This is a genomic window from Streptomyces sp. bgisy130 (assembly GCF_057708345.1).
Genome location: NZ_JBYISA010000006.1, coordinates 289,425 through 314,541 on the forward strand (window position 1 = coordinate 289,425; position 25,117 = coordinate 314,541).

Annotated in this window: 17 protein-coding genes; 7 read left to right on the forward strand and 10 right to left on the reverse strand. The window is 71.2% G+C overall.

Annotation, left to right across the window (positions count from 1 at the left end; translation table 11 throughout):
* Positions 1–153 precede the first annotated feature (153 nt).
* Entirely contained in the window at positions 154–414 is a 261-nt protein-coding gene (locus AC3EUV_RS11750) for a DUF7848 domain-containing protein (protein ID WP_435602813.1), read from the forward strand.
* 276 nt (positions 415–690) lie between these two features.
* Positions 691–2,520 carry an NHL domain-containing thioredoxin family protein gene (locus AC3EUV_RS11755; protein WP_435602814.1) on the forward strand — a complete coding sequence of 610 codons (1,830 nt, stop codon included), beginning with the start codon at positions 691–693 and terminating at the stop codon, positions 2,518–2,520.
* A 75-nt stretch (positions 2,521–2,595) separates the two neighbouring features.
* Here the strand turns inward: AC3EUV_RS11755 and AC3EUV_RS11760 are convergent, their stop codons facing one another.
* The 7 genes from AC3EUV_RS11760 to AC3EUV_RS11790 form a co-directional block, all read right to left on the reverse strand.
* Positions 2,596–3,243, reverse strand: coding sequence for a DUF4232 domain-containing protein (locus AC3EUV_RS11760; protein ID WP_432141314.1), 648 nt, complete (start codon positions 3,241–3,243; stop codon positions 2,596–2,598).
* A 219-nt stretch (positions 3,244–3,462) separates the two neighbouring features.
* Positions 3,463–4,359 carry a helix-turn-helix domain-containing protein gene (locus AC3EUV_RS11765; protein ID WP_435602815.1) on the reverse strand — a complete coding sequence of 299 codons (897 nt, stop codon included), beginning with the start codon at positions 4,357–4,359 and terminating at the stop codon, positions 3,463–3,465.
* A 164-nt stretch (positions 4,360–4,523) separates the two neighbouring features.
* Positions 4,524–5,498 carry an NlpC/P60 family protein gene (locus tag AC3EUV_RS11770; protein ID WP_435602816.1) on the reverse strand — a complete coding sequence of 325 codons (975 nt, stop codon included), beginning with the start codon at positions 5,496–5,498 and terminating at the stop codon, positions 4,524–4,526.
* Positions 5,499–5,872: 374 nt separating this feature from the next.
* On the reverse strand, positions 5,873–6,706 hold the full coding sequence (locus AC3EUV_RS11775; RefSeq protein WP_432141311.1) for a DUF4232 domain-containing protein: 834 nt from the start codon (positions 6,704–6,706) through the stop codon (positions 5,873–5,875).
* Between the two features lie 155 nt (positions 6,707–6,861).
* Positions 6,862–8,907, reverse strand: coding sequence for an AfsR/SARP family transcriptional regulator (locus AC3EUV_RS11780; RefSeq protein ID WP_435602817.1), 2,046 nt, complete (start codon positions 8,905–8,907; stop codon positions 6,862–6,864).
* Position 8,908: 1 nt separating this feature from the next.
* Entirely contained in the window at positions 8,909–10,204 is a 1,296-nt protein-coding gene (locus AC3EUV_RS11785) for a M18 family aminopeptidase (RefSeq protein ID WP_432141309.1), read from the reverse strand.
* A 306-nt stretch (positions 10,205–10,510) separates the two neighbouring features.
* Positions 10,511–12,352: an acyl-CoA dehydrogenase gene (locus tag AC3EUV_RS11790; protein WP_432141308.1), complete on the reverse strand. Its 1,842-nt coding sequence runs from the start codon at positions 12,350–12,352 to the stop codon at positions 10,511–10,513.
* A gap of 163 nt (positions 12,353–12,515) precedes the next feature.
* On the opposite strand from AC3EUV_RS11790, the gene AC3EUV_RS11795 reads away from it, so the two are divergent.
* From AC3EUV_RS11795 to AC3EUV_RS11805, 3 genes are all read left to right on the forward strand, one after another.
* Positions 12,516–12,986, forward strand: a complete 471-nt coding sequence (locus AC3EUV_RS11795; protein ID WP_042151201.1) for an SseB family protein — start codon at positions 12,516–12,518, stop codon at positions 12,984–12,986.
* Positions 12,987–13,175: 189 nt separating this feature from the next.
* A complete protein-coding gene (locus tag AC3EUV_RS11800) occupies positions 13,176–14,129 on the forward strand; it encodes a pirin family protein (RefSeq protein WP_435602818.1) in 954 nt (317 codons plus the stop codon).
* 95 nt (positions 14,130–14,224) lie between these two features.
* Positions 14,225–15,361, forward strand: coding sequence for an AI-2E family transporter (locus AC3EUV_RS11805; protein ID WP_435602819.1), 1,137 nt, complete (start codon positions 14,225–14,227; stop codon positions 15,359–15,361).
* Here AC3EUV_RS11805 and AC3EUV_RS11810 read toward each other — a convergent pair.
* Positions 15,301–17,454 carry an ATP-binding SpoIIE family protein phosphatase gene (locus AC3EUV_RS11810; protein ID WP_432141290.1) on the reverse strand — a complete coding sequence of 718 codons (2,154 nt, stop codon included), beginning with the start codon at positions 17,452–17,454 and terminating at the stop codon, positions 15,301–15,303. The two genes, AC3EUV_RS11805 and AC3EUV_RS11810, sit on opposite strands and share 61 nt — an antisense overlap.
* 279 nt (positions 17,455–17,733) lie before the next feature.
* Here AC3EUV_RS11810 and aspS point away from each other — a divergent pair, with 279 nt between their 5' ends.
* Positions 17,734–19,497 carry an aspartate--tRNA ligase gene (aspS, locus tag AC3EUV_RS11815; RefSeq protein WP_432141289.1) on the forward strand — a complete coding sequence of 588 codons (1,764 nt, stop codon included), beginning with the start codon at positions 17,734–17,736 and terminating at the stop codon, positions 19,495–19,497.
* Between the two features lie 211 nt (positions 19,498–19,708).
* The gene (locus tag AC3EUV_RS11820; RefSeq protein ID WP_432141288.1) at positions 19,709–21,418 is read left to right on the forward strand and encodes a hypothetical protein; all 1,710 of its coding nucleotides are present in this window, start codon (positions 19,709–19,711) and stop codon (positions 21,416–21,418) included.
* Between the two features lie 116 nt (positions 21,419–21,534).
* On the opposite strand, the gene metG is transcribed toward AC3EUV_RS11820, so the two are convergent.
* Entirely contained in the window at positions 21,535–23,250 is a 1,716-nt protein-coding gene (metG, locus tag AC3EUV_RS11825; RefSeq protein WP_432141287.1) for a methionine--tRNA ligase, read from the reverse strand.
* A gap of 150 nt (positions 23,251–23,400) precedes the next feature.
* Entirely contained in the window at positions 23,401–24,981 is a 1,581-nt protein-coding gene (locus AC3EUV_RS11830) for an MFS transporter (RefSeq protein ID WP_435602820.1), read from the reverse strand.
* Positions 24,982–25,117: the final 136 nt, after the last annotated feature.

The window sequence follows — 25,117 nt, forward strand, 5'->3', positions numbered from 1 at the left end:
GTCGCCGCATTCTGAGGTGAGGTACGCCGCGCTTCGACTGTCCGAGTGCCTGGACGAAGCAATCAGGGTCGCGGAAAGTCGGGGGGATCGTATCCCGCTACCGGACGACGAGGAGGCCGAGGACGGCCCCACACTGTCCGCTGAGGCGTTCGGATGAGTACGCGCGCTGTCTACCGGTACGTGCCCCACACGATCCAGCGCGCCCGCGACGGTGGCGTTACGGCGGAAGTGTTCTGCATGGCCTACGAGTGCGAAGCGTCGTCCGGCCCGCAGGAAGACCCCGAGTCCGCTCAAGACTGGGCGCTCAGGCACACGGGTCTGAACCCCGGCCACGATCTCTACCGGCGCGAGATCACCGACCTTGCGCGCGTGACCCGCGCCGATCAGGACCCCGGCTCGCTGAGCGACGGGTAAGACCGTTCAGCGGGTCGGCGGCGATGCTCCCGACCGGACAAGCCTTGAGTAGGGACAGGTCGTGTCCTGTCTGAGCTGACGTGCTCAGGCTCTCGCCCCGGTCCGCCCCTTAGCTGGGTGCCGCTCCCACGGAGCGGTGAGGGCGTAGCCACTGGCCCCGTCCGTGCGCTGCCCCTGTGGCGCATGGGCGGGGCTTCCTTGTATGTCGTTGTATGTCGTGGCGGTCACGCCCGCCCGGGTCCGTCCATCGAAGACACCCGGTGCATCCTGGACCCCATGATTAACCAGGAACAGCCGACGCCCCGCCGGGCCCGCGTCCGCGCCCCCGAGCTGGTCGGCAAGGGCGGCTGGCTGAACACGGGCGGAAAGAACCTCACGCTTGCTGATCTTCGAGGTCGCTGCGTCGTGCTAGATTTCTGGACCTTTTGCTGTGTGAATTGTCTGCATGTCCTGGATGAGCTGCGGGAGCTGGAGGAGCGGCACCGCGACACCGTCGTGATCGTCGGCGTGCACTCCCCGAAGTTCGTGCACGAGGCCGAGCACCAGGCCGTCGTCGACGCCGTGGAGCGCTACGGCGTCGAGCACCCGGTCCTCGACGACCCCGAGCTCACCACCTGGAAGCAGTACGCGGTACGGGCCTGGCCGACGCTCGTGGTGATCGACCCCGAGGGGTATGTCGTCGCCCAGCACGCCGGCGAGGGCCATGCGCACGCCATCGAGAAGCTCGTCGAGGAGCTGGAGGCCGAGCACGAGGCGAAGGGCACCCTGCACCGCGGCGACGGTCCCTACGTACCGCCGGAGCCGGTGGCCACCGATCTGCGCTTCCCGGGCAAGGCGATCCGGCTGCCCGGCGGCAGCTTCCTAGTCTCGGACACCACCCGGCATCAGCTGGTGGAGCTGGCGGCGGACGGCGAGCGGGTGCTGCGCCGGATCGGCACCGGCGAGCGCGGGCTGACCGAGGACTCCTTCAACGAGCCGCAGGGCCTGGCGCTGCTGCCGGACGGCAAGGTGGCCGTCGCCGACACGGTCAACCACGCCATCCGCGTCCTCGACCCCGACAGCGGCGCGCTGGAGACGGTGGCCGGTACCGGCAAGCAGTGGTGGCAGGGCTCGCCGACCTCGGGGCCGGCGCCCGAGGTGGACCTCTCCTCGCCGTGGGACCTCGCCTGGTGGCAGGACCGGCTGTGGATCGCGATGGCCGGGGTGCACCAGTTGTGGACGTACGACCCGACTGCCGGCACGGTCGAGGTCGCGGCCGGCACCACCAACGAGGGCCTGGTGGACGGCCCGGCCGCCGAGGCGTGGTTCGCCCAGCCGTCCGGGCTCGCGGCGGCCGGCGACCGGCTGTGGATCGCGGATTCGGAGACCAGCGCGGTCCGCTGGGTGGAGCCCGCCGAAGCGGGCGACGGCTATGTCATCCGGACGGCCGTCGGTACCGGCCTGTTCGACTTCGGGCACCGCGACGGCGCCGCCGGCCAGGCACTGCTCCAGCACCCGCTGGGGGTGACCGCGCTGCCCGACGGCTCGGTCGCCATCGCGGACACCTACAACCACGCACTGCGCCGCTTCGACCCCGCGAGCGGTGAGGTGACGACGCTGGCGAAGGATCTGCGCGAGCCGTCCGGCGCGGTGCTCGTCGAAGGCGACCTCGTGGTGGTGGAGTCGGCGCGGCACCGGCTGACCCGGCTGCGGCTGCCGGAGGAGGCGATCCGCGTCGAGTCGGTGGCGCATCGCACCCAGCGCGCGGCCACCGAGGTCGCCCCGGGAGCGCTACGGCTGGAGGTGGTCTTCCAGGCCCCGGCCGGCCAGAAGCTCGACACCCGCTACGGACCCTCGACGCGGCTGCTGGTCAGTGCGACACCGCCGGAGCTGCTCGCCGACGGTGCGGGCGCCGGCACCGACCTCACCCGGGATCTGGTGCTCGCGGACGGTGTGACCGAGGGCGTGCTGCATGTCTCGGCGATGGCGGCGTCCTGTGACGACGCCCCGGACATCGAGTACCCCGCCTGCCATGTGCACCAGCAGGACTGGGGCGTCCCGGTCGAGATCGCCGAGGGCGGGGTGGCCCGGCTGGGGCTCGTCCTGGCAGGGATGGACGCCGAGTAGGAGCGAGCGCCCCGGGCCCGTCGACCGGGCCCGGGCCGCAGCCGGCCGTCACCGCGAGGCCGGCCGGTGCGGCGGCTACTTGCCGACGCCGCCCGCCAGCTGCGCCCCGTGAATGCTGGAGCTCCAGTTGGTGACCTTGCTCTTGCCGACGGAGATGTGGAGCCGCTTCTCCGCGAAGTCGACGGTGGCCGGACCGTGCGTGACCGAGCTCGCCGAGACGCCCATGAAGTCGATGGCCACCGACTTCTGCTCGGTGCCCTTGGTGGCCGCGGTGTTGGTGGGGATGACCGCGTAGGCGTAGCCGTGGGCGGGCACCGTGATGCGGGTGCCGTCGAGGTGGCCGGGCGTGCCCTGGAGCAGCGGCAGCGGCGTCTTGGCGTTGTTGAAGCGCAGCAGCGGCGCGTTGTAGAGCTTGCAGTCGCGGCTGGTGGAGTTCTTGAACTTCACCGCCACATGGCTCTTCGGGCCGGTCTGCTGGGAGAACGTGACCTTGTACGTGCTGGGGTAGCAGTCGGGCACCCGCCGCGATGCCGCTCCCGCTCCCGCCGCGGCCGCACCGCCACCGATGATCTTGCGCTTCTTGCTCTTGGAAGACGAGGAGGAGGACTTCTTCGACTTCTTCGAGGAGTGGCTGTTGCAGCCGGTCAGCGCGAGCGAGCCGGCCAGCCCGAGGGCCAGCGCGGCGTATGCGGCGGAGCGGTGGCGGGAGCGGCGTGCGGTCATGGGTGGTTCCCCCAGTGAGTTGCTGCGATATCAGCGAGGTGTGTCTGTCATGGCACGGCCACGATATCCATTGCCGGTGGATGCGCCAGGGTGGGTTCGTCGGGGGTCCTGGCGATATGGCGTTATCGCAGGTCATAGGTGCTGTGTGCAGGTCCGTGACGGGGGTGAAGATCAACCTTTGGGTGACGAGGATCCGGTCCCGGACGGGGCGCCGAAGCGTCAGTCCGGGCAGCCGGGCAGCGGGGTGTTCTCGACCTGTTCCGGGCGAATGCGGATGGCCGGCATCCACACCTGCCTGCCGTCGTGGTCGACCCGGAACCACATGCTGCTGTGGCCGCCCACCTCATCCGTGACCGTGATCCCGTTGGCGATCCGGCAGACCGCGCGCAGCGCGTCGCCGTGCCAGACATGGCCCACGACATTGGAGCGGCGATAGAGCCGGTAGGGATCGCGGGCCAGCCCGAGTGCGCAGTTCTCGGTGCGCCGGTGCTGACAGTCCCGTTCGACGTTGTGGACGGTGAGCCGGGCGGACCCGGTGGCCGGCGCCGCGCTCTGCGCGCCGGGGGCCCGGCCGTCACGGCCGCTGTCCGGCGCCCCGTTCGAGCTGATCAGCGCCGGTACGGCCAGCGTTGCGGCGGTGAGCACCGCGGCGGTCCCGAGCCCGGCGAGCACCAGCCTCCGGCGCCGCCTGCCCGTCGCCGCGGTTCCGGTCTCCGTCCCGGTGCCGGTCGAATCCTCGGCATCTGCCCGGGTCTTGCCGTCGGGCGTACCGTCCCGCTCCGTCGCCCGCCCTCCCGCGTCCGCCGCTTCCTGGGCGCGGTGCAGCAGGTCGACGAGGGCGGGCAGCCGGTCCTCACCGGTGAAGGAGAGCGTGCACCACTGCACCAGCAGCCGTTCGTCGGGCAGGCTCTGACCCCGCAGATAGCGGGAGAGCGAGGAGCGACTGGCGGGCAGCCGGCTCTCCAACTCCTTCAGGCTGTACCCGAGTTCGCCGTGCATGCGGCGTAAGGAGCTGACGAAGTCCCGTACCGGGCCGGAGAGTTCGTCGGGCAGCGGGGCCAATGGCTTACGGCGGACATGATCGGCGTGGTTCTGGTGGCCAGGCACGTCTCGCATTCCAGCACAGCGGGCATGCGCGCGCGAGGGGCACTTCCGCTCCCCTGTGCCGGAAGTGCCCCTCGTGACACGATCCGGATCGCGCCCGGATCAGATAGTGACGTTTCACGTGAAACAGCGTGAGTTCTTGCCTCGGTCCTCAGACCTCGCGTCCCCGGTCGGCGTCAGTCGCCGAACTTCACCGGACGGTAGGGCTTGAACTCGGCGTCGCCGCCCGGCAGACCGTAGGTCAGCGTCCGGTGGTCGGTGCCGTGGTCGCCGCGCTGCTCATAGGCGGTGTACGAGGTGTGGGCGTCGTTGTTCCACTTCTCGAAGATCACCACATGGCGGGTGTTGTTGTCGCCGGCGGCGTCGATGAGCAGGTCACCGGGCTTGAGTTCGCCGAGCGGGACGGGCCGGGTGATGCCGCGGTCGGTGGCCAGCCCCACGGTGTTGGTGCCGGGCGTCGGCAGCCCGAGCGCCATCGACACATAGCCCGAGCAGTCCTGGCGGTAGCCGTCCTTCCAGACCTTGGCCTGGCTGTACGGGACCTGGGCGCCATTGTTGGCGGTCAGCCAGGTGGCGGCGCGGTTCAGCATCTCCTCCCGCGAACCGCCGGGCTGCGGTTGCGGCTGCCCGCCGCCGCCCTGGACCGGTACACCCGGCAGCCGGTCCTGCGGGATGTCCACCGCGACCACGCTGAGGAAGCCGCTGACCGGCCCGGTGAGGTGTGCCATGAACGTGGAGCAGGAGCTGCCTTCGCAGACCTTGCGGCCGGTGTCGACCTGGTAGTCGGCGGTGATCCGGTCCTGACCCGGCGCCGTCTTGTTGATCATTCCGACGGCGGGGGAGCCGGTGTCCGCGGTGGCGTGCACCACCCAACGGGTGCCCCACGTGGGGAAGTCCGCAGCGGCGGCCGGCCGTACGGAGCCGGCGCGGGCGGAGCTGTCGTGGGAGAGCCCGCCGGTGGTCGCGCCTCCCACGTCACTGCCGTGGGCGAGCCCCGCGAACCCGGTGACGCCGATGCCGGCCGCGGCCACCGTGGGCAGGACCCTGCGCCACACGGTCCTGCGGAACGGGGCCCGCCGACGCCTCGTGCGGGCGGTCTGGTCCGTGGGGGTGGTGGTCTCCGCCGGGTGTGTGCTGCTGTGCTCGTACATGTCGAATCCCCTCCGTTTAGGGCCGGTTGGCCGGTCGGTGCGCCGCCGGACGGTTGTGCTCACGGCGACGGAGACCATCGTGGAGCGGGGCACCGTGGCGGCCCGGAGGTTCCTCGTCCCCTGAGATATCCCGGCCGTGCACACGGCTGTGACCTGCAAAGACGTCAGGAGTCCGGGACAGGACGGAGCGTGGGACGAGACATGACGGGACAGCGGGCGGCGGACAACGAAAAGGGCGCCCGCTGGGGGATGCGGGCGCCCTGGTTCAAGGGGCTCTGCGGCCGTTCTCTTCAGCCTGCGTCAGACGGCTGACGGCCTGCCGGACGCGGGGTCACGGCTCGCGGAGCGCGGAGTGACGCGTCACCGGCCGGGGTTCACCACGCCGTCGCGGCGCTCATGTCCGACTGCCAGTAGGTCACCCAGGCGCTGTCGTCGAGGTAAACGGAGCCGCCGGGCAGCGCCACCGTGTTCGAGCCGCCGATGCTGCCCTTGCCGTCGCGGCCGGGGAGGCTGACGGACAGCGAGGTCATGGTGCGGCCGTTCGTGCCGGAACCGTCGGCGGACGAGGTCTTCACCGCGGCGTAGCCGGACTGGCCGGGGGCGAGGGTGACCACGGACTGCGGCTTGCTGTCCGGCAGTTCGGCGAGCGGGCTCTGGGCCTCGCCGAAGCGCAGGTAGGGGGAGTAGTAGAGGTCGCAGGTGGCGCCGGAGGTGTTGGTGGCTTCCAGCAGCAGATGGTTGACCGGCCGCTTCAGCGGCTTGGCGACGATCTGGATCTTCGCGGCGTCGCAGGCGGTGTGCCGGATGCCGGCGGTGTTGCCGCTCTTGCCCGCCTTGCCGGTGCTCGCCCCGCTGCCGCTCGCCCTGGTGCCGCTTTCCCCGGTGCCGCTCGCTCCGGCACCCGTGCCGGAGCCGCCGTGCCGGGCCGAGGTCTGCTCCGCGCTGCCGCCGTCGGGCCGGGGACCGCCCTGCGGTCCGCCGTCACCCTTCGCCGCCGGTACCTCGGCGACCTGCGGCGCCGGGTTGTACGGCTTGGCGGCGCCGGTCTGGAGCGGGTTGTCCTGGCCGCCGCAGGCGGTGAGCGTGAGCGCGGCGACGGCGGTGAGTCCCGCCGCGGCGACCCGCAGCGTACGGCGGCGGACCACACGGGACGGCCGGGAGGCGCCGGTCTCGATGACGGTCTCGGAGCGGTGGTGGCTGCGCGGCATTCCGGTCTCCCCCGGTCGGTGGCCCGTGCCGCGCCGGCGCTACGCCCTGCGGTCTGGCCTGTGGTCTGTCCTGCGGTGTGACCACTACCTTGCCGCTCGCCGCTGCCGTGCCACTAACGTGCGCCTAACGCCCCCGCACAAGCGCGGCCAAGGGCTCAGCCGCGCCCGTCGCTCCCCTTGCTCCCGTCACCCGTACCGTGCTTGCCCCCTTCGCCGCTCTCCCCGCGCTCGTCCCGTGCGAACAGCTGGGTCAGCGTGCTGATCGTGTAGACATCGGTGGCCTCCTCGTCCACCAGATGCATCTCCGCCAGCCGGTCCAGACCGTCCTGGGTGCGCTCCGGGTCGTATCCGGCGAGCGCCGCCGCCAGCGACGCGTTGAGGTGTCCGTCCGCGCTGGTCGCGAGCGCGCTGAGCAACTGCGCGTCGTCGGCCGACAGCCGGGCGACGGACATCCGCAGGGCGGCCGCGATGCCGGTGTCCTCCGCGGACAGCAGCGCCAGCCGCCGCCGTTCGTCCCGCAGCGCCGCGGCCAGCCGGGCCAGCCGCCAGCGCGGCCGGGCGGTCAGCTGGGCGGCCGCGGCCCGCAGCGCCAGTGGCAACCCGTCGCACAGATCGACCAGTTCGCGTGCGGCTGCCGGGTCCTCGGCGACCCGCTCCGGGCCGAGCATGGCACCGAGCAGTGCCGCGCCCTCCTCGTGGCCGAGCGTCTGGAGGCCGACCGGCCGGGCGCAGTCGGTGGCGACCAGCCCGTCGAGACGGCTGCGGCTGGTGACGACCGTGGCGCAGTGCGGGCCGCCGGGCAGCAGCGGCCGCACCTGCGCCGAGCTGCGCGCATTGTCGAGGACGACCAGCAGCCGGCGCTCCGCGACCAGCGACCGGAACAGCGCGGACGCGGCCTGCGCCGAACCGGGCACCCGCTCCGGCGGAGTGCCCAGCGCCAACAGGAAGTCACGCAGGATCTCGGCCGGCGGTGCCTCGTCGCCCTCGCCGAAGCCGCGCAGATCGGCGAAGAGCTGGCCGTCGGGGAAGGCTCCGGCACGCAGATGCGCCCACTGCACGGCGCAGGCGGTCTTGCCGACACCGGCCGGTCCCGCCACGACCGCGAGCGGGCTCTCCCCGGTCCCACCGTCCGTCAGCACAGCCGTCAGGGCGGCGAGTTCCTGCTCCCGCCCCAGGAAGCGGGCCGGCGCCCGGGGCAGCAGCCGCGGCGCCGCACCGGTCCGTCCCGAGCCGGCACGGGCGCCGTCCGTCGCGCCCGTCCGCGCCCCGTCGCCGCCCGGCACGGCCTCGCCACCACGGGCGTCCACCGCGCCGGTGCCGTCCGGTACGGGTCCCCGGTCCGCGCCTGCAACGGGCCGCGGCCCACGGTCCGCCGCGGAACGGCTTCCTCCGGGAGCCCCGGCGGAAGCGGCACCCGTCGCACGCGCCCCGCCCGCCGGCTTGGCCTGTCCCGAGCCGGCCGCCTCCGCGCGCAGAATCTCCTCGTAGGCGCCGCGCAGCCGCTCGCCGGGATCGACGCCCAGTTCCTCGTTGAGCAGCCGGCGGGTGCGGTGGAACCACTCCAGGGCATCGGACTGCCGCCCCGTACGGAACAACGCCCGCATCAGCCCGGCGATCAGGCCCTCCCGCAGCGGGTGATTGACCGCCGCGGAGTAGAGGATGGCCGCGGCCTGTTCGTGCTCGCCGAGCGCGCCGTGCGCCCGCCCCAGCGCCTCCACGGCCGTCAGCCGCCGCTCCTCCAGCGCATGGGCGGCGGCCGCGAACGGCGGGCTGGTGACCGTGCCGGTCAGCGCGGGCCCGTGCCACAGGCCGAGCGCCTCGCGCAGCAACGGAACGGCATCGGCCGGCGCCGCCTCGGGGCGCGCCAGCGCCACCAGCTCACCGAACCGGTGAGCGTCGATCAGCTCCTCCGGCAGCCGCAGGAGATAGGCCGAGCCGTGCGTGGTCAGCTCGATGCCGTACGCCTCCGCACCGCCCTCGGCGAGCGTGGCGCGCAGCCGCGAGACATGTCCCTGGACGACCGTACGGGCGTGTTCGGGTGGCTCGTCCTCCCACAGGGAGTCGATCAACTGCTCCAGTGGGACGGTGGTGTTGGGCTGCAACAGCAGCAGCGCCAGCACACTGCGCCGTTTGGCGGGCCCGAGCGACAGCTCCGCGGAGCCGGTCGTCACGGCGATCGGGCCGAGCAGTGAGAACTCCAACTCAGCCCTCCAGGAAGGCCGTCAGGGCGTTCGCCAGCAGATACGGGTCCTCGGCGCCGCACAGCTCACGCGCCGAGTGCATGGACAGGATGGCCACCCCGATGTCGACCGTCGAGATGCCGTGCCGGGCCGCGGTGATCGGCCCGATCGTGGTCCCGCACGGCATCGAGTTGTTGGACACAAAGCTCTGCCACGGGACCCCGGCCCGCTCGCAGGCCGCCGCGAAGACGGCCCGTCCGCTGCCGTCGGTGGCATAGCGCTGGTTGACATTGACCTTGAGGATCGGTCCCCCATTGGGCATCGGGTGGTGGCCCGGGTCGTGCCGCTCACCGTAGTTGGGGTGCACGGCGTGCCCGGTGTCGGACGACAGGCAGAGGGTGCCGGCGAAGGCCCGCGCCCGGTCCTCGTACGAGCCGCCGCGGGCGAAGACCGAGCGCTCCAGGACCGTGCCGAGCAGCGGGCCGTCCGCGCCGGTGTCGGACTGGCTGCCGTTCTCCTCGTGGTCGAAGGCGGCCAGTACAGGAATGCTGGTCAGGGCGCTCCCGGCGGCCGCCGCGGTGGTGAGGGCGGCCGTACCGGCGTGCACGGAGAGCAGGTTGTCCATCCGCGGGCCGGCCACCAGCTCGCGGTCGCGGCCCAGGTAGGCGGGTGGTTCGATGCTGTGGACCATCAGATCCCAGCCCTTGATGTCGCCGGCCGGTACGCCGGTCTCCTCGGCGACGAAGGAGATCAGGCCGCCCTCGGACGCCTCGCCCAGGCCCCAGATCGGGGTCATATGGCGCTGCTTGTCCAGCTTCAGACCCTCGGAGTTCACCGAGCGGTCGAGGTGCACGGCCAGCTGCGGCACCCGCAGCAGTGCCCGGTCGATATGGACCAGCCGATGGCTGCCGTCGGCCAGCGTCACCCGCCCGCTCAGCCCCAGATCGCGGTCGAGCCAGGTGTTGAGCAGGGTGCCGCCGTAGACCTCGACGGCGATCTGCCGCCAGCCGCGGGCGCCGGTGTCCGGAATCGGTTTGACCCGCAGATTGGGAGAGTCGGTGTGAGCCCCCACAATTCGGTACGGAGTGGCCGCGTGCGCGCCCTCGGGCACGAACCAGGCGACGATCGCGCCGCCGCGCAGGACGTACTTGCCGCCGCTCTCGCCGTCCCACGCGTCGACCTCGGCGACCTGCCGGAAACCGGCCTTTTCCAGCCGCTCCGCCGCATTTGCCACTGCGTGGTAGGGCGACGGACTGGCGGCGAGATAGGTCATCAGGTCGTCGGTGTGGCCGCGATCGAAGCGGGCGGAGTTGGTCATGGATTCAGCATAAGGAGCCGGAGCCCCCATTCCCGGTGCGCATGCGGCGCGACTGCGCACCCTTCCGGCCAGGATTTCTGCGTTCCGGACGGGGAAGCGTTGCGGAGTGGCGGATTCCGGGTGTAACGGGCCGGGGTCCCGGCATACGGAGGCGCGCCCGCTGCGCTGTCCTGGCATTCGGCTCACCTCCCCGGGACATGACAGAGCCCGCCTCTCCGGGGGAAGAGAGGCGGGCCCCGTCAGTCTGAATGGTCAATCTGAGAGACCTCTAAGAGAAACGCCGCAGCCGGGCCGCGGAATTCCCTCTCAGAACGCGGCTTCGTCGAGCTCCATCAGCGACTGGTCGACGGACTCGGCCAGACCGCGCTGGACGCCGACGCCCGGCAGGACGTTGTGCGCGAAGAACTTCGCCGCGGCGATCTTGCCGGTGTAGAAGGGCACGTCCTTGGCAGACACGGCCTTCGCCGAGGCGCCGGCCAGCTTCTCGGCGGCCACGGCCGCACCCTTGAGCAGGAGGTAGCCGATGACGACATCGCCGGAGGCCATCAGCACGCGGGTGGTGTTCAGGCCGACCTTGTAGATGGACTTGACGTCCTTCTCGGTCGCGGCGAGGTCGGTCAGCATGGCGCCGACGATCGCCTCCAGGTCGGCGGCGGCCTTGGCCAGCTCGCCGCGGGCCTGCTCCAGCTCCTCGCCGCCGGTGTTGTCGGCGAGGAACTTCTTGATCTCGTCGGAGAGCGCGGTGAGCGCCTGGCCCTGGTCGCGGACGATCTTCCGGAAGAAGAAGTCCTGGCCCTGGATCGCGGTGGTGCCCTCGTAGAGGGTGTCGATCTTGGCGTCCCGGATGTACTGCTCGATCGGGTATTCCTGGAGGTAGCCGGAGCCACCGAAGATCTGGAGCGACTGCGCCAGCTGCTCGTAGGACTTCTCCGAGCCGTAGCCCTTCACGATCGGCAGCAGCAGGTCGTTCAGGCGGATCGCGGCGCTCGCGTCCTCGCCCGCGGCCTCCTTGACGATGATCTCGTCCTGGACCGTGGCGGTGTAGAGCACCAGGGCGCGCATGCCCTCGGCGTACGCCTTCTGCGTCATCAGCGAGCGGCGCACATCGGGGTGGTGGGTGATGGTGACGCGCGGCGCGGTCTTGTCGGTGAAGGCCGCCAGGTCCGGGCCCTGCACGCGCTCCTTGGCGTACTCCAGCGCGTTGAGGTAGCCGGTGGAGAGGGTGGCGATGGCCTTCGTGCCGACCATCATCCGGGCGAACTCGATGATCTTGAACATCTGGCGGATGCCGTCGTGCTTCTCACCGAGCAGCCAGCCCTTGGCCGGGTGGTTGGCGCCGAAGGTCATCTCACAGGTGTTGGACGCCTTGAGGCCCATCTTGTGCTCGACGTTGGTGGCGTAGGCGCCGTTGCGCTCGCCCAGTTCGCCGGTCTCCCAGTCGAAGTCGTACTTCGGCACGATGAAGAGCGACAGGCCCTTGGTGCCCGGACCGGCACCCTCGGGGCGGGCGAGGACGAAGTGCACGATGTTCTCGGACATGTCGTGCTCACCGGAGGTGATGAAGCGCTTGACGCCCTCGATGTGCCAGGTGCCGTCCGCCTGCTGCACGGCCTTGGTGCGGCCGGCGCCGACGTCCGAACCGGCGTCCGGCTCGGTGAGCACCATCGTGGAGCCCCACTGCTTGTCCACCATCAGCTGGGCTATGCGGTGCTGCTCCTCGGTGCCCTCCTCGTGGAGGACGCCGGCGAAGGCGGGGCCGGACGCGTACATCCACACGGCCGGGTTGGCGCCCAGGATGGTCTCGGCGAAGCCCCAGAGCAGGGAGCGGGGCGCGGTGGTGCCGCCGAGCTCCTCCGGGATGCCCAGACGCCACCACTCGGCGTCCATGAAGGCCTGGTAGCTCTTCTTGAAGGTGTCCGGAACCGGCGCGGTGTTGGTGTCCGGGTCGAAGACCGGCGGGTTGCGGTCGGCGTCGGCGAACGACTCGGCCAGCTCGTTCTCGGAAAGCCGGGCGATCTCGGACAGCACGCTCTTGGCGGTGTCGACATCCATCTCCGCGAACGGTCCGGTGCCGTACACGCTGTCACGGCCGAGCACCTCGAAGAGGTTGAACTCGATGTCGCGGAGATTCGACTTGTAGTGCCCCATGGATACGGCTCCGTAAGGGTTCGGGAGGGAGGACCTCAAACGCAATACCAGCAAGTAGCAAGTACCTACGATGATGCTACCCACCGGTAATAAGAATCAACCCCTACCGCCCATCTGTGACGAGCGTCCCCCGGCGAATCGCCGACTCAGTACGCTGTGGCGCATGTACGGCTACGACCAGAACGCCGGTGCCGGGCAGCAGCAGTATGGAGCGCCCCCGCCGCAACAACCGGCCCCCGGGGGTTACGGCGAGCAGCCGCTGTATCCCGAGCCGTCCCCGCCCTCCCTCGCCGACGCGGTGCGCGCCTTCACCACCGGCTCGATGTCCGCCGAGGACTTCCAGGGCATCTTCTCCACGTCCAAGGTCTACTGCCCGCGCGGTGACAACCCCGGCTTCCTGGCGCTGCACAACACCCAGCAGCCGGTGATTCCGATGTTCACCTCGCTCAAGGAGCTGCGGCGGTACGCGGGCAAGGAGTCCAAGTACTTCGTGATCACGGGCGCCGAGGTGCTCGACCTGCTGCCGACCGGCTACGGCTTCGTCCTCGACATGGAGGGCGACCACCGGATGGTCTTCGACGCGAAGGCCGTGGAGCAGATGGTCGACTTCGCGATGCGGCGGATGTACGGCTAGCCGTCCTGGCGCGCGGCGGGCGATGTCCGCTGCCGCGGCCGAGTCACGGGCCGGTCCCTCTGGGGGCCGGCCCGAAGTGTGTCGGGGTGCGCGGGACCCCCTCGACCTGGGGAAATGCGGCCGGGAATGCCGCGGGCCTTGCAGGTTGTTCACCATTCAACTAAGTTGGTCGCGACCGAGGAGGCCGTCATGCCCGCAGTGACCGTTGAGAATCCGCTGACCCTGCCGCGTGTGGCGGCGCCCGTCGCGGCGCCCGCCCGCCCCGTGCTGGCCGTAGCCACCGCTCCGAGCGGATTCGAGGGCGAGGGGTTCCCGGTGCGCCGTGCGTTCGCCGGGATCGACTACAAGCACCTCGACCCGTTCATCATGATGGACCAGATGGGCGAGGTGGAGTACGCGCCGGGAGAGCCCAAGGGCACCCCCTGGCACCCGCACCGGGGCTTCGAGACCGTGACGTATCTGATCGACGGCACCTTTGTGCACCGTGACTCGCACGGCGGCGGTGGCGTCATCAACGACGGGGACACCCAGTGGATGACGGCCGGTTCGGGGCTGCTGCACATCGAGGCGCCGCCGGAGTCGCTCGTCATGTCCGGTGGCCTCTTCCACGGCCTCCAGCTGTGGGTGAACCTGCCGAAGAGCGACAAGATGATGGCCCCCCGCTACCAGGACATCGGTGGCGGCAACGTCAAGCTGCTGACCTCGGCCGACGGTGGCGCGCTGCTGCGGCTGATCGCCGGTGACCTCGACGGCCACCAGGGGCCGGGCATCACGCATACGCCGATCACGATGATGCATGTGACGGTGAACCCGGGCGCCGAGCTGACCCTGCCCTGGCGCAAGGATTTCAACGCCCTCGCCTACGCCCTGGCCGGACGCGGTACGGCCGGTGCGGAGGGGCGCCCGTTCCGCATGGGGCAGGCGGTCGTGTTCGGGAGCGGAGACTCGCTCACGATCCGGGCGGACGCGTCCCAGGAGTCGCGCAGCCCGAACTTCGAGGTGGTGCTGCTGGGCGGGCTGCCGATCCGCGAGCCGATGATGCATTACGGCCCGTTCGTGATGAACACCCACGCCGAACTGGCCCAGGCCTTCGAGGACTTCCAGGCCGGCCGGCTCGGCACGATCCCCGCCGGCGAGCGCTGACGCCACCTCGGCAGCAGGGCGGCGTTTCACGTGAAACGCCGCCCAGGCGTCTTCCCGGAGCTGCCCCGGGCCTGCCGCCATGGTGGACTGTCCGGGTGCGAAACGACTCGGACGAGAACCGGCCCGGCGCCGCGGGTGAACGGCCGCAGCCTTCCAGCCCGTTGCTGCCGATCGAGGCCCGCCGTGCCGCGGCCTGGTGCCTGGTGGCGTTGCTGATCGCGGCCGTGCTGGCCCTCGGGGTGTGGCTGTGCGTCGAACTGAGCGCGGCCGTGACGCCCGTGCTGCTGGCGCTGCTCGGCAGCGGGCTGCTCGGGCCGCTCTACCGGCGGCTGTTGGCGATGAAGCTCAACCGTTCCCTGGCGGCCGGACTGACCTGCGCCGTCCTCGTGGTGGTGGTCGGCGGCGCCGGATACATCGTCGTCAGTGCGCTGGTCGACACCGGGGACCAGATCATCGCCTCGCTCAGGAACGCCGCCAAGGACCTCTCCCAGCACTTCGGGGCGGCCGGTACCTCGCTGGAGGATCTCGCCGCCAAGTCCAAGGACCTGGTCGCCAAGTTCGGGGGCACCGCGGCCTCCGGGCTGCTGGCCGGTGTCAGCGTCGTCGGCCAGTTCCTCGCCGCCTCGGTCCTGGCCCTGCTGCTGACGTTCTTCTTCCTGCGCGATTCCGACAAGGCCGTACGCGCCCTGCGGGACTGGGCGCCCGGCACCTCGGCACCGCAGCTGGAGCGGATGGCGCGCCGCGGCTTCCAGAGCATCGAGGGCTTTATGCGCGGTACCACCTTCATCGCGCTGATCGACGCCATCTGCATCACCGTCGGACTGCTGGTCCTTCAGGTGCCGGGCGCCGTCGGGCTGGGCGCACTGGTCTTCGTCGGGGCCTATATCCCCTACCTCGGCGCCTTCATCTCCGGCGCGGTGGCGATCCTGGTGGCGTTGGCCGACCGCGGCTTCGTGATCGCGCTGTGGGCGCTCGGCGTCGTGCTGGCCGTGCAGGTGCTGGAGGGGCACGTACTCCAGCCGATGATCCAGAGCCGTACGGTCCAGATGCATCCGGCGACCGTGATGCTGGCGATCACCGCGGGCGCCAGCGTCGCCGGCATCCTCGGCATGCTGCTGTCCGTACCGCTGACCGCCGCCGCGACCGGCGTGCTCCACGAGCTACGGGTGCACTACGCCGCGGACTCGGACTCCGACGACAGCGGGCCCGCCGCCTCCGCCGCCTCCTCGTAGAGCTCGAACCACGTCGACTTGCCGTCCCCGCGCGGATCCACGCCCCACGCCCCGGCCAGCAGCTCCAGCAGCATCAGACCGCGCCCCGACGACGCCAGTTCGCCGGGGCTGCGGCGGTGCGGCAGCTCATCGCTGCTGTCGGCGACATCGACGCGGATACGCCGGGCGCCCCGCTCGCCGGTGATCTCGGCGACCAGCACGGCATCCCCGTCGGTGTGCAGCAGGACATTGGTGACCATCTCGGAGACCATCAGCACCGCCGAGTCCACCTGGTCCGGGTCGGCCCAGTCGTGCAGCACGTCCCGGACCTGCCGGCGGGCCTCGGCGATCCGCTCCGGCTCGGCCTGGGCGATGGACAGCACGGTGCGCCGGACGGGCCGCGGCGCCGGCAGGCCGCCGGTGCCGACCCCGCAGCCGGCGCCCTCGCGGCGCAGCAGCAGTACGGCGATGTCGTCCTCGCGGCGGTCCACCAGCGGCCCGGTGGTGTGGTGCGACGGCGGCCCGTGCACGGCCTGGACCAGCGCGTCGGCCAGCCGCTCCAGACTCTCGCCGTCCTCGTCGGCCTCCCATGCCTCCAGGACGTCGCGCAGCCGCGCCCAGCCGGTCTCCAGATCGTGGCCGCCGGTCTCGATCAGCCCGTCGGTGCACACCATCATGGTCTCGCCGGGCTCCAGGACGAGCCGCGTGGTGGGGTAGTCGGCGTCCGGGACGATGCCCAGCGGCAGCCCGCCCGCGGTGGGCCGGACCAGCATCGTGCCGTCGCTCATCCGGATCGCCGGATCGGGGTGGCCGGCCCGCGCGATGTCCAGCAGCCCCGTCGCCGGATCCACCTCGATGTACAGGCAGGTCGCAAAGCGCTGGTCCTCGCCGTCGCCGCGGAGTTCGGTCTCATTGATCCCGGCCAGGAAGCGGGACGCGCGGGAGAGCACCGCATCGGGGTGATGGCCCTCGGACGCGTAGGCCCGCAGCGCGATCCGCAGCTGCCCCATCAGGCCCGCGGCCCGTACGTCGTGTCCCTGGACATCCCCGATGACCAGCGCGATCCGGCCGGACGGCAGCGGGATCATGTCGTACCAGTCGCCGCCGACCTCCAGCCCGCCGCCGGTCGGGACATAGCGGGCCGCGACCGTCATCCCCGGGATGTCCGGCTGCACCGTCGGCATCATGCTGCGCTGGAGTCCCAGCGCCAGTTCCTGCTGTTCCTCCTGCATACCGGCCCGGGCCAGCGCCTGGGCCAGCATCCGGGCGACGGTGGTCAGCACCGAGCGCTCATCGGGCGTGAACGCCACCGGCTGGGCGAACGCCGCCATCCAGGCCCCGATCGTCCGGCCCGCGTTCACCAGCGGAAGGAACGCCCAGGACGTGCGGCGGAAGCGGGCGGCCAGCGGCCAGGTGGCGGGGTAGCGGCGGCGGTAGTCCTCCGGGGTGGGCAGATAGCTGGCCCGGCCGGTGCGGACGACCTCGGCAGCGGGGTGGTCGGCCGTCAGCGTCATGTCGGCGAACGGCCGCTCATCGCCGGGCGCGTAGCCGTGCTGGCCGATGACCGGCAGCCGGTCGCCCTCGATGCCGAAGACCGCCAGTCCGTCGGGCATGAACCCCGGCATGGACAGACCGGCCGCGACCCGCAGCACCTCGGCGGTGGACCGTGCCTCGGCCAGCGCCCGGCCCGCGTCCAGCAGAAACGCCTCACGGGAGCGGCGCCAGTCACCGGTTATCGGGGTGTGCGCGGCAGAGGTCCCGGGCTGTGGTTCGGGCACTTCCTGGAGGGTGCCGACCAGCTCGAAGTCGCCGTCGACGATCCGGGGGCGGGAGCGGGAGCGGACGATGCGCTGCACCCGCCCGTGCTCGTCCACGATGCGCAGCCGGGCCTCGGCGAGCGTCCGCTCGGCGACCGCGAGCTGCACGATCCCGTTGATCTCGGCGAAGTCGACGGGATGAAAACGGGAGCGCACCGCGGCCTGGGTCAGTTCCGCCGGGGCGGCGGGCAGCCCGAGCAGCCGGGCCGCTTCGGCGTCGAGGGTCACCCGTCCCGATGCGTGGTCCCAGCGCCACAGGCCGGTCGCGATGGCGGCCAGGAGATCCTCGGTGCGCATTGCCTCACTTTAGGTGCGTTTGGCGGCGCCCCACCAGCGAGCCGGAACGTGACCATCGTCCCAGTCGGGAGGCCTCGGGCCGGTCCCCATGGCGCTGATGCGTATATGTCAACGAAGGCGTGCCGACCGGGACGGTAACCTGGAGCGGTTATGTCAATCCTGGGGTGGCCTTTCGGGTGATCCACGGGGAGAGCGACCGGGCAGCTGAGCCCGTACTCCTTTTCCTCTCCCTCTCCCGACAACTCCTCACCTCGACACTCGCGACGACTTGGATGAGCGATGCATCGGTACCGGTCCCATAACTGCGGCGAGCTCCGTGCCACGGACGTCGACACCGACGTCCGCCTCAGCGGCTGGCTGCACAATCGACGTGACCTGGGCGGCATCCTCTTCATCGATCTGCGTGACCACTACGGTCTGGTCCAGCTCGTCGCCCGCCCCGGTACGCCGGCCAACGAGGCCCTCGGCTCGCTGACCAAGGAGACCGTCGTCCGCATCGACGGCAAGGTCAGCGCGCGCGGTGCCGACAACGTCAACCCCGACCTGCCGACCGGTGAGATCGAGATCGAGGTCTCCGAGGTCGAGGTGCTCGGCGCCGCCGACCAGATCCCCTTCACGATCAACGCGGACGACGGCGTCAACGAGGAGAAGCGCCTCGAATACCGCTTCCTCGACCTGCGCCGCGAGCGGATGCACCGCAACATCATGCTGCGCACCGCGGTCATCTCCGCCATCCGTCACAAGATGGTGGCCCTCGGCTTCAACGAGATGGCGACCCCGATCCTGTCCGCGACCTCCCCCGAGGGCGCCCGCGACTTCCTGGTCCCCTCCCGTCTGCACGCCGGCAAGTTCTATGCGCTGCCGCAGGCCCCGCAGCAGTTCAAGCAGCTGCTGATGATCGCCGGGTTCGACCGCTACTTCCAGATCGCGCCCTGCTTCCGCGACGAGGACGCCCGCGCGGACCGCTCGCCGGGCGAGTTCTACCAGCTCGACGTCGAGATGAGCTTCGTCGAGCAGGAGGATGTCTTCCAGCCCGTCGAGAAGCTGATGACCGAACTCTTCACGGAGTTCGGCAACGGCCGCACGGTCACCTCCCCGTTCCCGCGCATCCCGTTCCGCGAGGCGATGCTCAAGTACGGCTCCGACAAGCCGGACCTGCGCGCCGAGCTGGAGCTGGTGGATGTCTCCGACGTCTTCGCCGGCTCCGGCTTCAAGGCCTTCGCCGACAAGCACGTCCGCGCCCTGGCCGTGCCGGACACCGCCGACCAGCCGCGCAAGTTCTTCGACCAGCTGGGCGACTTCGCCGTCCAGCAGGGCGCCAAGGGCCTGGCCTGGGTCCGCGTCGGTGAGGACAACGCCCTCACCGGCCCGATCGCCAAGTTCCTCACCGAGGACGACATCAAGTCGCTGGTCGTCGCCCTGGACCTCAAGCCCGGCCACGCCGTCTTCTTCGGCGCCGGTGAGTTCGACGAGGTCTCCAAGATCATGGGCGCGGTCCGCGTCGAGGTCGCCAAGCGCGCCGGCCACTTCGTCGAGGACGAGTTCCGCTTCTGCTGGATCGTCGACTTCCCGATGTTCGAGAAGGACGAGGACACCGGCAAGATCGAGTTCTCGCACAACCCGTTCTCCATGCCGCAGGGCGGCCTGGAGGCGCTGGAGACCAAGGACCCGCTGGACATCCTGGCCTGGCAGTACGACATCGTCTGCAACGGCACCGAGCTGTCCTCCGGCGCGATCCGTAACCACGAGCCCGAGGTCATGTACAAGGCCTTCGCGATCGCCGGCTACGACAAGGAGACGGTCGAGGCCGAGTTCGGCGGCATGCTCCGGGCCTTCAAGTTCGGCGCCCCGCCGCACGGTGGCATCGCCCCCGGCGTCGACCGCATCGTCATGCTGCTGGCCGACGAGCCCAACATCCGCGAGACCATCGCCTTCCCGCTCAACGGCAACGCCCAGGACCTGCTGATGGGCGCCCCGAGCGAGGTCGAGGAGGCACGCCTCAAGGAGCTGCACCTCTCCCTGCGCAAGCCGCCGGTGAAGTAGCCACCGCTGGGGACAAAGGGCCTCGGACAGGCTGAGGGGCGGCGTTTCACGTGAAACGCCGCCCCGGCCCGTTCGGGGCCTCTGTGCTTGCCGGGAGGGCGTCGGAGTCCCGGCGGTCGCAGGGCGGGAACGGGCGCCGGGTGGCGGCCCGGGTGCCCCGACCGCTCCACTCGTGTGGCCGGGCTCCGGCAGCGCCCGCACTGTGGTGCTCATGCAGCAAGCCAGCCTCCTCTCCGCTCCGGCCGGCCCGGGGCCGCGGGCCGTCGCGACGCGCTCCGCCGCGGCCCATGACCTGTGGTGGCTCACCGCCGTGGCCGCCGCCTTCACCGCCCTCCTGGTCTATGGCGCCCTGACCACCCCCGGCCTGGGATGGGACGAGACGGTCTACGTCAGCCAGGTCGACCGCCACTCGCCGGCGGCGTTCTTCAGCGCGCCCCGCGCCCGCGGCGTCAGCTTCCTCCTCGCCCCGGCCGCCGCGCTGACGACCTCGGCCACCGTGCTGCACTGCTACCTGGCGGTGCTCTCCGGCGCCGGGCTCCTGATCAGCCTGTGCGTCTGGCGGCGGCTGCTGCCCGCCCCCGTACCGGCGCTGGGCGGCGCGCTGTTCGCCGGTCTGTGGATCACGCTCTTCTACGGCCCGCAGGCGATGCCCAACCTGTGGGTCGCCTACGCCGCGCTCGTCGCCACCGGCTGCTTCCTGCGCGCCGTACGGCAGCCGTCCCGGCAACTGGCCCCCCGCGCCGGCCGGGGCGCGGCGGCCGGACTCGGCGTCGCGGTGGCCGTGGCCGCGCTGATGCGCCCCACCGACGCCGTCTGGCTGGCCGTGCCGCTCTTCGCCGCGGCGCTGTGTGTCCCGTCCTGGCGGCGCCCCGCCGTGCTGCTGGCACTGCCGGCCGGGCTGGTCCTGGGGTGCGCCGAGTGGGTCGCGGAGGCGTATCTGTCCTACGGCGGACTCGTGGCACGGCTGCGGCAGGCCGGGCGGATCCAGGGCGGCCTGGGCTGGCATCTGTCCTTCGACGACCACGCCCGCTCGCTTCAGGGCAAGACGCTGTGCCGCCCCTGCCAGCTGGCCTGGGACCACCCGGTGACGGCGGTGTGGTGGTTCCTGCTGCCCCTGGCGGTCATCGGGGCGGTGTGGGTGGCGCTGCGGGCCCGTGAGTCCGGTGCTGCGCTGCACCGGTACGGTCCGGCGTGGGCGTCCGCGGAGCGCGGCGGGGGCCCGCAGCCGCTCGGGCTGGAGCCGGTCCGGCCGGGCAGCCGTGAGCCGGTCGGCGAGCCGGACCGCCACGGCCCGGTGTGGCCCGCGGTGCGGTTGCGCGATCCGGTCGGTCCGCTGCACCGCAATGGACCGGCTCCGCTCGTCGTCCCGGCGCTGGCCGGCCTCTGCCTCGCCGCTCCCTACCTGCTGACGGTGAATTACGCCGCGCCGCGCTTCCTGTTGCCCGCGTACGCCCTGCTGCTGATGCCCGCCGCGTGGTTCCTGTACTGGCTGACCCGGCTGCCGCGCCGCCGGCACGCCTGGGCGGTGGCCGCCCTCGTCCTCGCGCTGACCGGCCATGAGGCCATCCAGCTGGCGATTCTGCACAAGATGGTGCGGAGCACCGCACGCGCCCAGACCGGTATCGACCGGATCTCCGGGACGCTGAAAGCGGCCGGTCTGCGGCCGCCCTGTGTGGTGAGCGGCGAGGAGGCGGTTCGGGTGGCGTACCAGGTGGGCTGTGCGTCCCGCCAGCCGCAGGGCCACGATGCCGGTATCACCCCCGCGGGCCTGGCCCGGCTGGCCGCGTCCCGGCCCGCCGTCGTCCTGGTCAATGGGCGCAAGCCGCCTGCCTACGCACGAGGCTGGCGCCCGGTCCCGCTGCCGCCGACGCCGGGCCTGAAGTCGCTGCACGCCTTTGTGTCCCCGCCGACCCGGCCCTGAGCCGCGGCATCCGGGCCGCTGGGGCCCGCACATGCGGACGCCCGTCCGGCCTCAGGGCCGGACGGGCGTGCAGGTGTGCTGCGCTGACCGCGGAGACGTCCGCGGTCAGGCGGTGATCACTGCTCCGCGCCGCCGAAGCGCTCGCGGTAGGCTGCCAGGTCGTCCTCGGTGATCTTCGCGAAGAGCACCGGCGGCACCGTGAAGGGAGTTCCGGCCGGCACCGAGGCCAGCGCCTTCGCCTCTTCCTGCGTGACCCACACCGCGGTGTCGTTCTCCAGCGCGAAGGCACCCCGCATCGCCTTGGCCGACGACGGGATGAACGGCTCGGAGACGATCGCGTACAGATGGATCAGGTTCATCGCCGTCCGCAGCGTCAGGGCCGCGGCGTCCTTGTCGGTCTTGATCTCCAGCCACGGGGCCTTCTCCTCCAGGTAGGAGTTGCCCGCGCTCCACAGGGCGCGCAGCGACGCCGCGGCCTTGCGGAACTGAAGGGCCTCCATGTGGCCCTCGTACTCCGCCAGCAGCCCGGCGATCTCGTCGCCCAGCTTCTGCTCCACGGCCCCGGCCTCGGCGCCCGCGGGCACCTCGTCGCCGAACCGCTTCCGGGAGAACGACAGCACCCGGTTGACGAAGTTGCCGAGGGTGTCCGCCAGGTCCTTGTTGACCGAGGAGGCGAACAGCTCCCAGGTGAAGGAGGTGTCGTCGGACTCCGGGGCGTTGGCGATGAGGAAGTAGCGCCAGTAGTCGGCCGGCAGCAGCTCCAGCGCCGCGTCCGTGAAGATGCCGCGCCGCTGGGAGGTGGAGAACTTCCCGCCGTAGTAGTTGAGCCAGTTGAAGGCCTTGAGGAAGTCGACCTTCTTCCACGGCTCGCGGGTCCCCAGCTGGGTCGCCGGGAACATCACGGAGTGGAACGGCACATTGTCCTTGGCCATGAACTGCGTGTACCGGACGTCCGCGGCCTCGTACCACCACGACTTCCAGTCGCGGTTCTCCGGGTCGGCGTCCGCCCACTCCTTCGTCGAGCCGATGTACTCGATCGGCGCGTCGAACCAGACGTAGAAGACCTTGCCCTCGGCCGCCAGCTCCGGCCACACATCGGCCGGCACCGGAACGCCCCAGTCCAGGTCACGGGTGATCGCCCGGTCCTGGAGGCCCTCGGTCAGCCACTTGTGCGCGATGGACGAGGCCAGCGTCGGCCATTCCTTGCTGCCGTTGCCGTCCAGCCAGCCCTCGACCTCGTGCTGAAGCTTCGACTGGAGCAGGAAGAGGTGCTTGGTCTCGCGCACCTCCAGGTCACCGCTGCCGCTGATCGCCGAGCGGGCGTCGATCAGGTCGGTCGGGTCGAGCACCCGGGTGCAGTTCTCGCACTGGTCGCCGCGCGCCTTGTCGTAGCCGCAGTGCGGGCAGGTGCCGACGATGTAGCGGTCCGGCAGGAAGCGGTCGTCGGCGATCGAGAAGACCTGGCGGATCGCCCGCTCCTCGATGAAGCCGTTCTCGTGCAGCTTGCGCGCGAAGTGCTGCGTCAGCTCCACGTTCTCCCGCGACGAGCTCCGGCCGAAGTAGTCGAATTCGAGGCCGAAGCCCTCGTAGATCGCCTTCTGCTTGTCGTGCTGCTCCGCGCAGAACGCGTCGACCGACTGGCCCGCGTCCTTCGCCGCCAGCTCGGCGGGGGTCCCGTGCTCGTCCGTCGCGCAGATGTAGAGGACATCGTGCCCGCGCTGCCGCATATACCGGGCATAGACGTCGGCCGGGAGCATGGACCCCACCATGTTGCCCAGGTGCTTGATCCCGTTGATATACGGAAGGGCGCTGGTGATGAGGTGTCGAGCCATTGCCGGCTGCTCCCAAGTCGCTACGGTGAGTGAGGATTTGCTTTACGGAACGTCAATATCGTACTGGACGGGGCCGGGGTGGCCGCGCGGGTATTTCGGCGCCGGACCGAGCCTCCGCTCACTCCCGCTGCCGCCCGCCGCGGCCCGCGCTCACACCGCCGCGTCCGCCGACTCGGCGCCGTCCGCCGCCGGGGACCGGCCGGGCTTCGGTGCCCGGCCGTTGACCAGGATTCCGGCGACCAGCGCGGCGAGCAGCATGATCGCCGACGCCACCCCGATGGCGACGTTGAACCCGTGCACCACCCCGGTCCTGACGATCTGGTCCCGCACCGCCGGGGTGAGCCCGAGCCCGCCGCCCTTCCGGGCCGCGTCCGCCAGATGATCCGCGATGAATGCCGCGCTCGCCGAGGTGGCGAGGGTGTTCAGCAGCGCCGTACCGATCGAACCACCCACCTGCTGCGCCGTGTTGACGGTCGCGGAGGTGACCCCGGAGTCGTGCGGGGCCACCCCGGACGTGGCCGTCGCCATCACCGGCATGAAGATCAGGCCCATGCCGAGCCCGACGAGCAGCATGGCCGGCAGCACATGCGACACATACGCGGGCTCGGCCGTCAGATACCGCAGGGTGAAGAGCCCCGCGGCGGCCAGCAGCGCGCCCGGGACCATCAGGAAGCGCGGCGGGATCCGGTGCAGCAGCCGCGCCGAGATCTGCGTCGAGCCGACCACGATCGCCGCCACCATCGGCAGGAAGGCCAGCCCGGTCCGGACCGGTGAATAGCCGAGCACGGTCTGGAGGTAGTAGGTCATGAACAGGAACATCCCGAACATCGCGATGACCGCCAGCCCCATGGTCAGGAAGGCGCCGCCGCGATTCCGGTCCCGCACGATGTGCAGCGGCAGAAGGGGATGCGGCGCCCGCGACTGCCACCAGCCGAAGGCGGCCAGCAGCGCCACCCCGCCCGCCAGCAGCCCGATGACCAGCCCGTCGCCCCACCCCCGTGGCTCCGCCTCGCTGCACCCGTACACGATCGCGACCAGGCCGCCGCAGCCCAGCACCGCGCCCGGAATGTCCAGGTGTACCCGGCCCCGCTCCGGCTTGTCGTGCAGGAACACCGCCGCGCCCATGAAGGCGATCACCGCGATCGGCACGTTCACATACAGACACCAGCGCCAGTTCAGGTACTCGGTCAGCAGCCCGCCGGCGATCAGTCCGATGGCCGCGCCACCGCCCGCGATGGCCCCGTAGATCCCGAAGGCCTTGCTTCGCTCCTTCCCGATGGTGAACGTCGTGGTGAGCAGCGACAGCGCGGACGGCGCCAGCAGCGCCCCGAAGGCGCCCTGAAGCGCCCGCGCCCCGAACAGCAGCCCGGACCCGGTGGCCGCACCGCCCAGCCCCGACGCGACCGCGAACCCGACCAGCCCGATCATGAACGTCTTCTTCCGTCCCACCAGGTCGGCGATCCGCCCGCCGAGCAGCAGCAGCCCGCCGAACGCCAGCGTGTACGCGGTGATCACCCACTGCCGGTTGGCGTCCGACATCCCCAGATCCCGCTGGGCCGACGGCAGGGCGATGTTCACGATGGTCGCGTCCAGCACCACCATCAACTGCGCGATCGCAATCACCACGAGGCCCCACCAGCGCCGTGGATCGGGCTTCGCCGGTGCGGCCCAGCTGGGAGTAGTGGTCCTGGGAGGGGTAGCGGGTCCTCCCTCTTGGCTCGCGTCACTCATCACGACCCGCCTCGCTCGGCTGGTACGGCCACCCCGGCCACCCCGCCGCTCCAGCCCGGAGCAACCGGATCAAACGGAGCACTTCACCCATTCAGCGTAGGGAGGGGCGCGGGGCCTCGCCTCTTGTGGTGCGCGT

Coding starts and splice junctions, on each gene's coding strand:
- AC3EUV_RS11750 (WP_435602813.1), top strand. CDS start 154: ATGAGTACGCGCGCTGTCTACCGGTACGTGCCCCACACGATCCAGCGC.
- AC3EUV_RS11755 (WP_435602814.1), top strand. CDS start 691: ATGATTAACCAGGAACAGCCGACGCCCCGCCGGGCCCGCGTCCGCGCC.
- AC3EUV_RS11760 (WP_432141314.1), bottom strand. CDS start 3,243: ATGACCGCACGCCGCTCCCGCCACCGCTCCGCCGCATACGCCGCGCTG.
- AC3EUV_RS11765 (WP_435602815.1), bottom strand. CDS start 4,359: ATGCGAGACGTGCCTGGCCACCAGAACCACGCCGATCATGTCCGCCGT.
- AC3EUV_RS11770 (WP_435602816.1), bottom strand. CDS start 5,498: ATGTACGAGCACAGCAGCACACACCCGGCGGAGACCACCACCCCCACG.
- AC3EUV_RS11775 (WP_432141311.1), bottom strand. CDS start 6,706: ATGCCGCGCAGCCACCACCGCTCCGAGACCGTCATCGAGACCGGCGCC.
- AC3EUV_RS11785 (WP_432141309.1), bottom strand. CDS start 10,204: ATGACCAACTCCGCCCGCTTCGATCGCGGCCACACCGACGACCTGATG.
- AC3EUV_RS11790 (WP_432141308.1), bottom strand. CDS start 12,352: ATGGGGCACTACAAGTCGAATCTCCGCGACATCGAGTTCAACCTCTTC.
- AC3EUV_RS11795 (WP_042151201.1), top strand. CDS start 12,516: ATGTACGGCTACGACCAGAACGCCGGTGCCGGGCAGCAGCAGTATGGA.
- AC3EUV_RS11800 (WP_435602818.1), top strand. CDS start 13,176: ATGCCCGCAGTGACCGTTGAGAATCCGCTGACCCTGCCGCGTGTGGCG.
- AC3EUV_RS11810 (WP_432141290.1), bottom strand. CDS start 17,454: ATGCGCACCGAGGATCTCCTGGCCGCCATCGCGACCGGCCTGTGGCGC.
- aspS (WP_432141289.1), top strand. CDS start 17,734: ATGCATCGGTACCGGTCCCATAACTGCGGCGAGCTCCGTGCCACGGAC.
- AC3EUV_RS11820 (WP_432141288.1), top strand. CDS start 19,709: ATGCAGCAAGCCAGCCTCCTCTCCGCTCCGGCCGGCCCGGGGCCGCGG.
- metG (WP_432141287.1), bottom strand. CDS start 23,250: ATGGCTCGACACCTCATCACCAGCGCCCTTCCGTATATCAACGGGATC.
- AC3EUV_RS11830 (WP_435602820.1), bottom strand. CDS start 24,981: ATGAGTGACGCGAGCCAAGAGGGAGGACCCGCTACCCCTCCCAGGACC.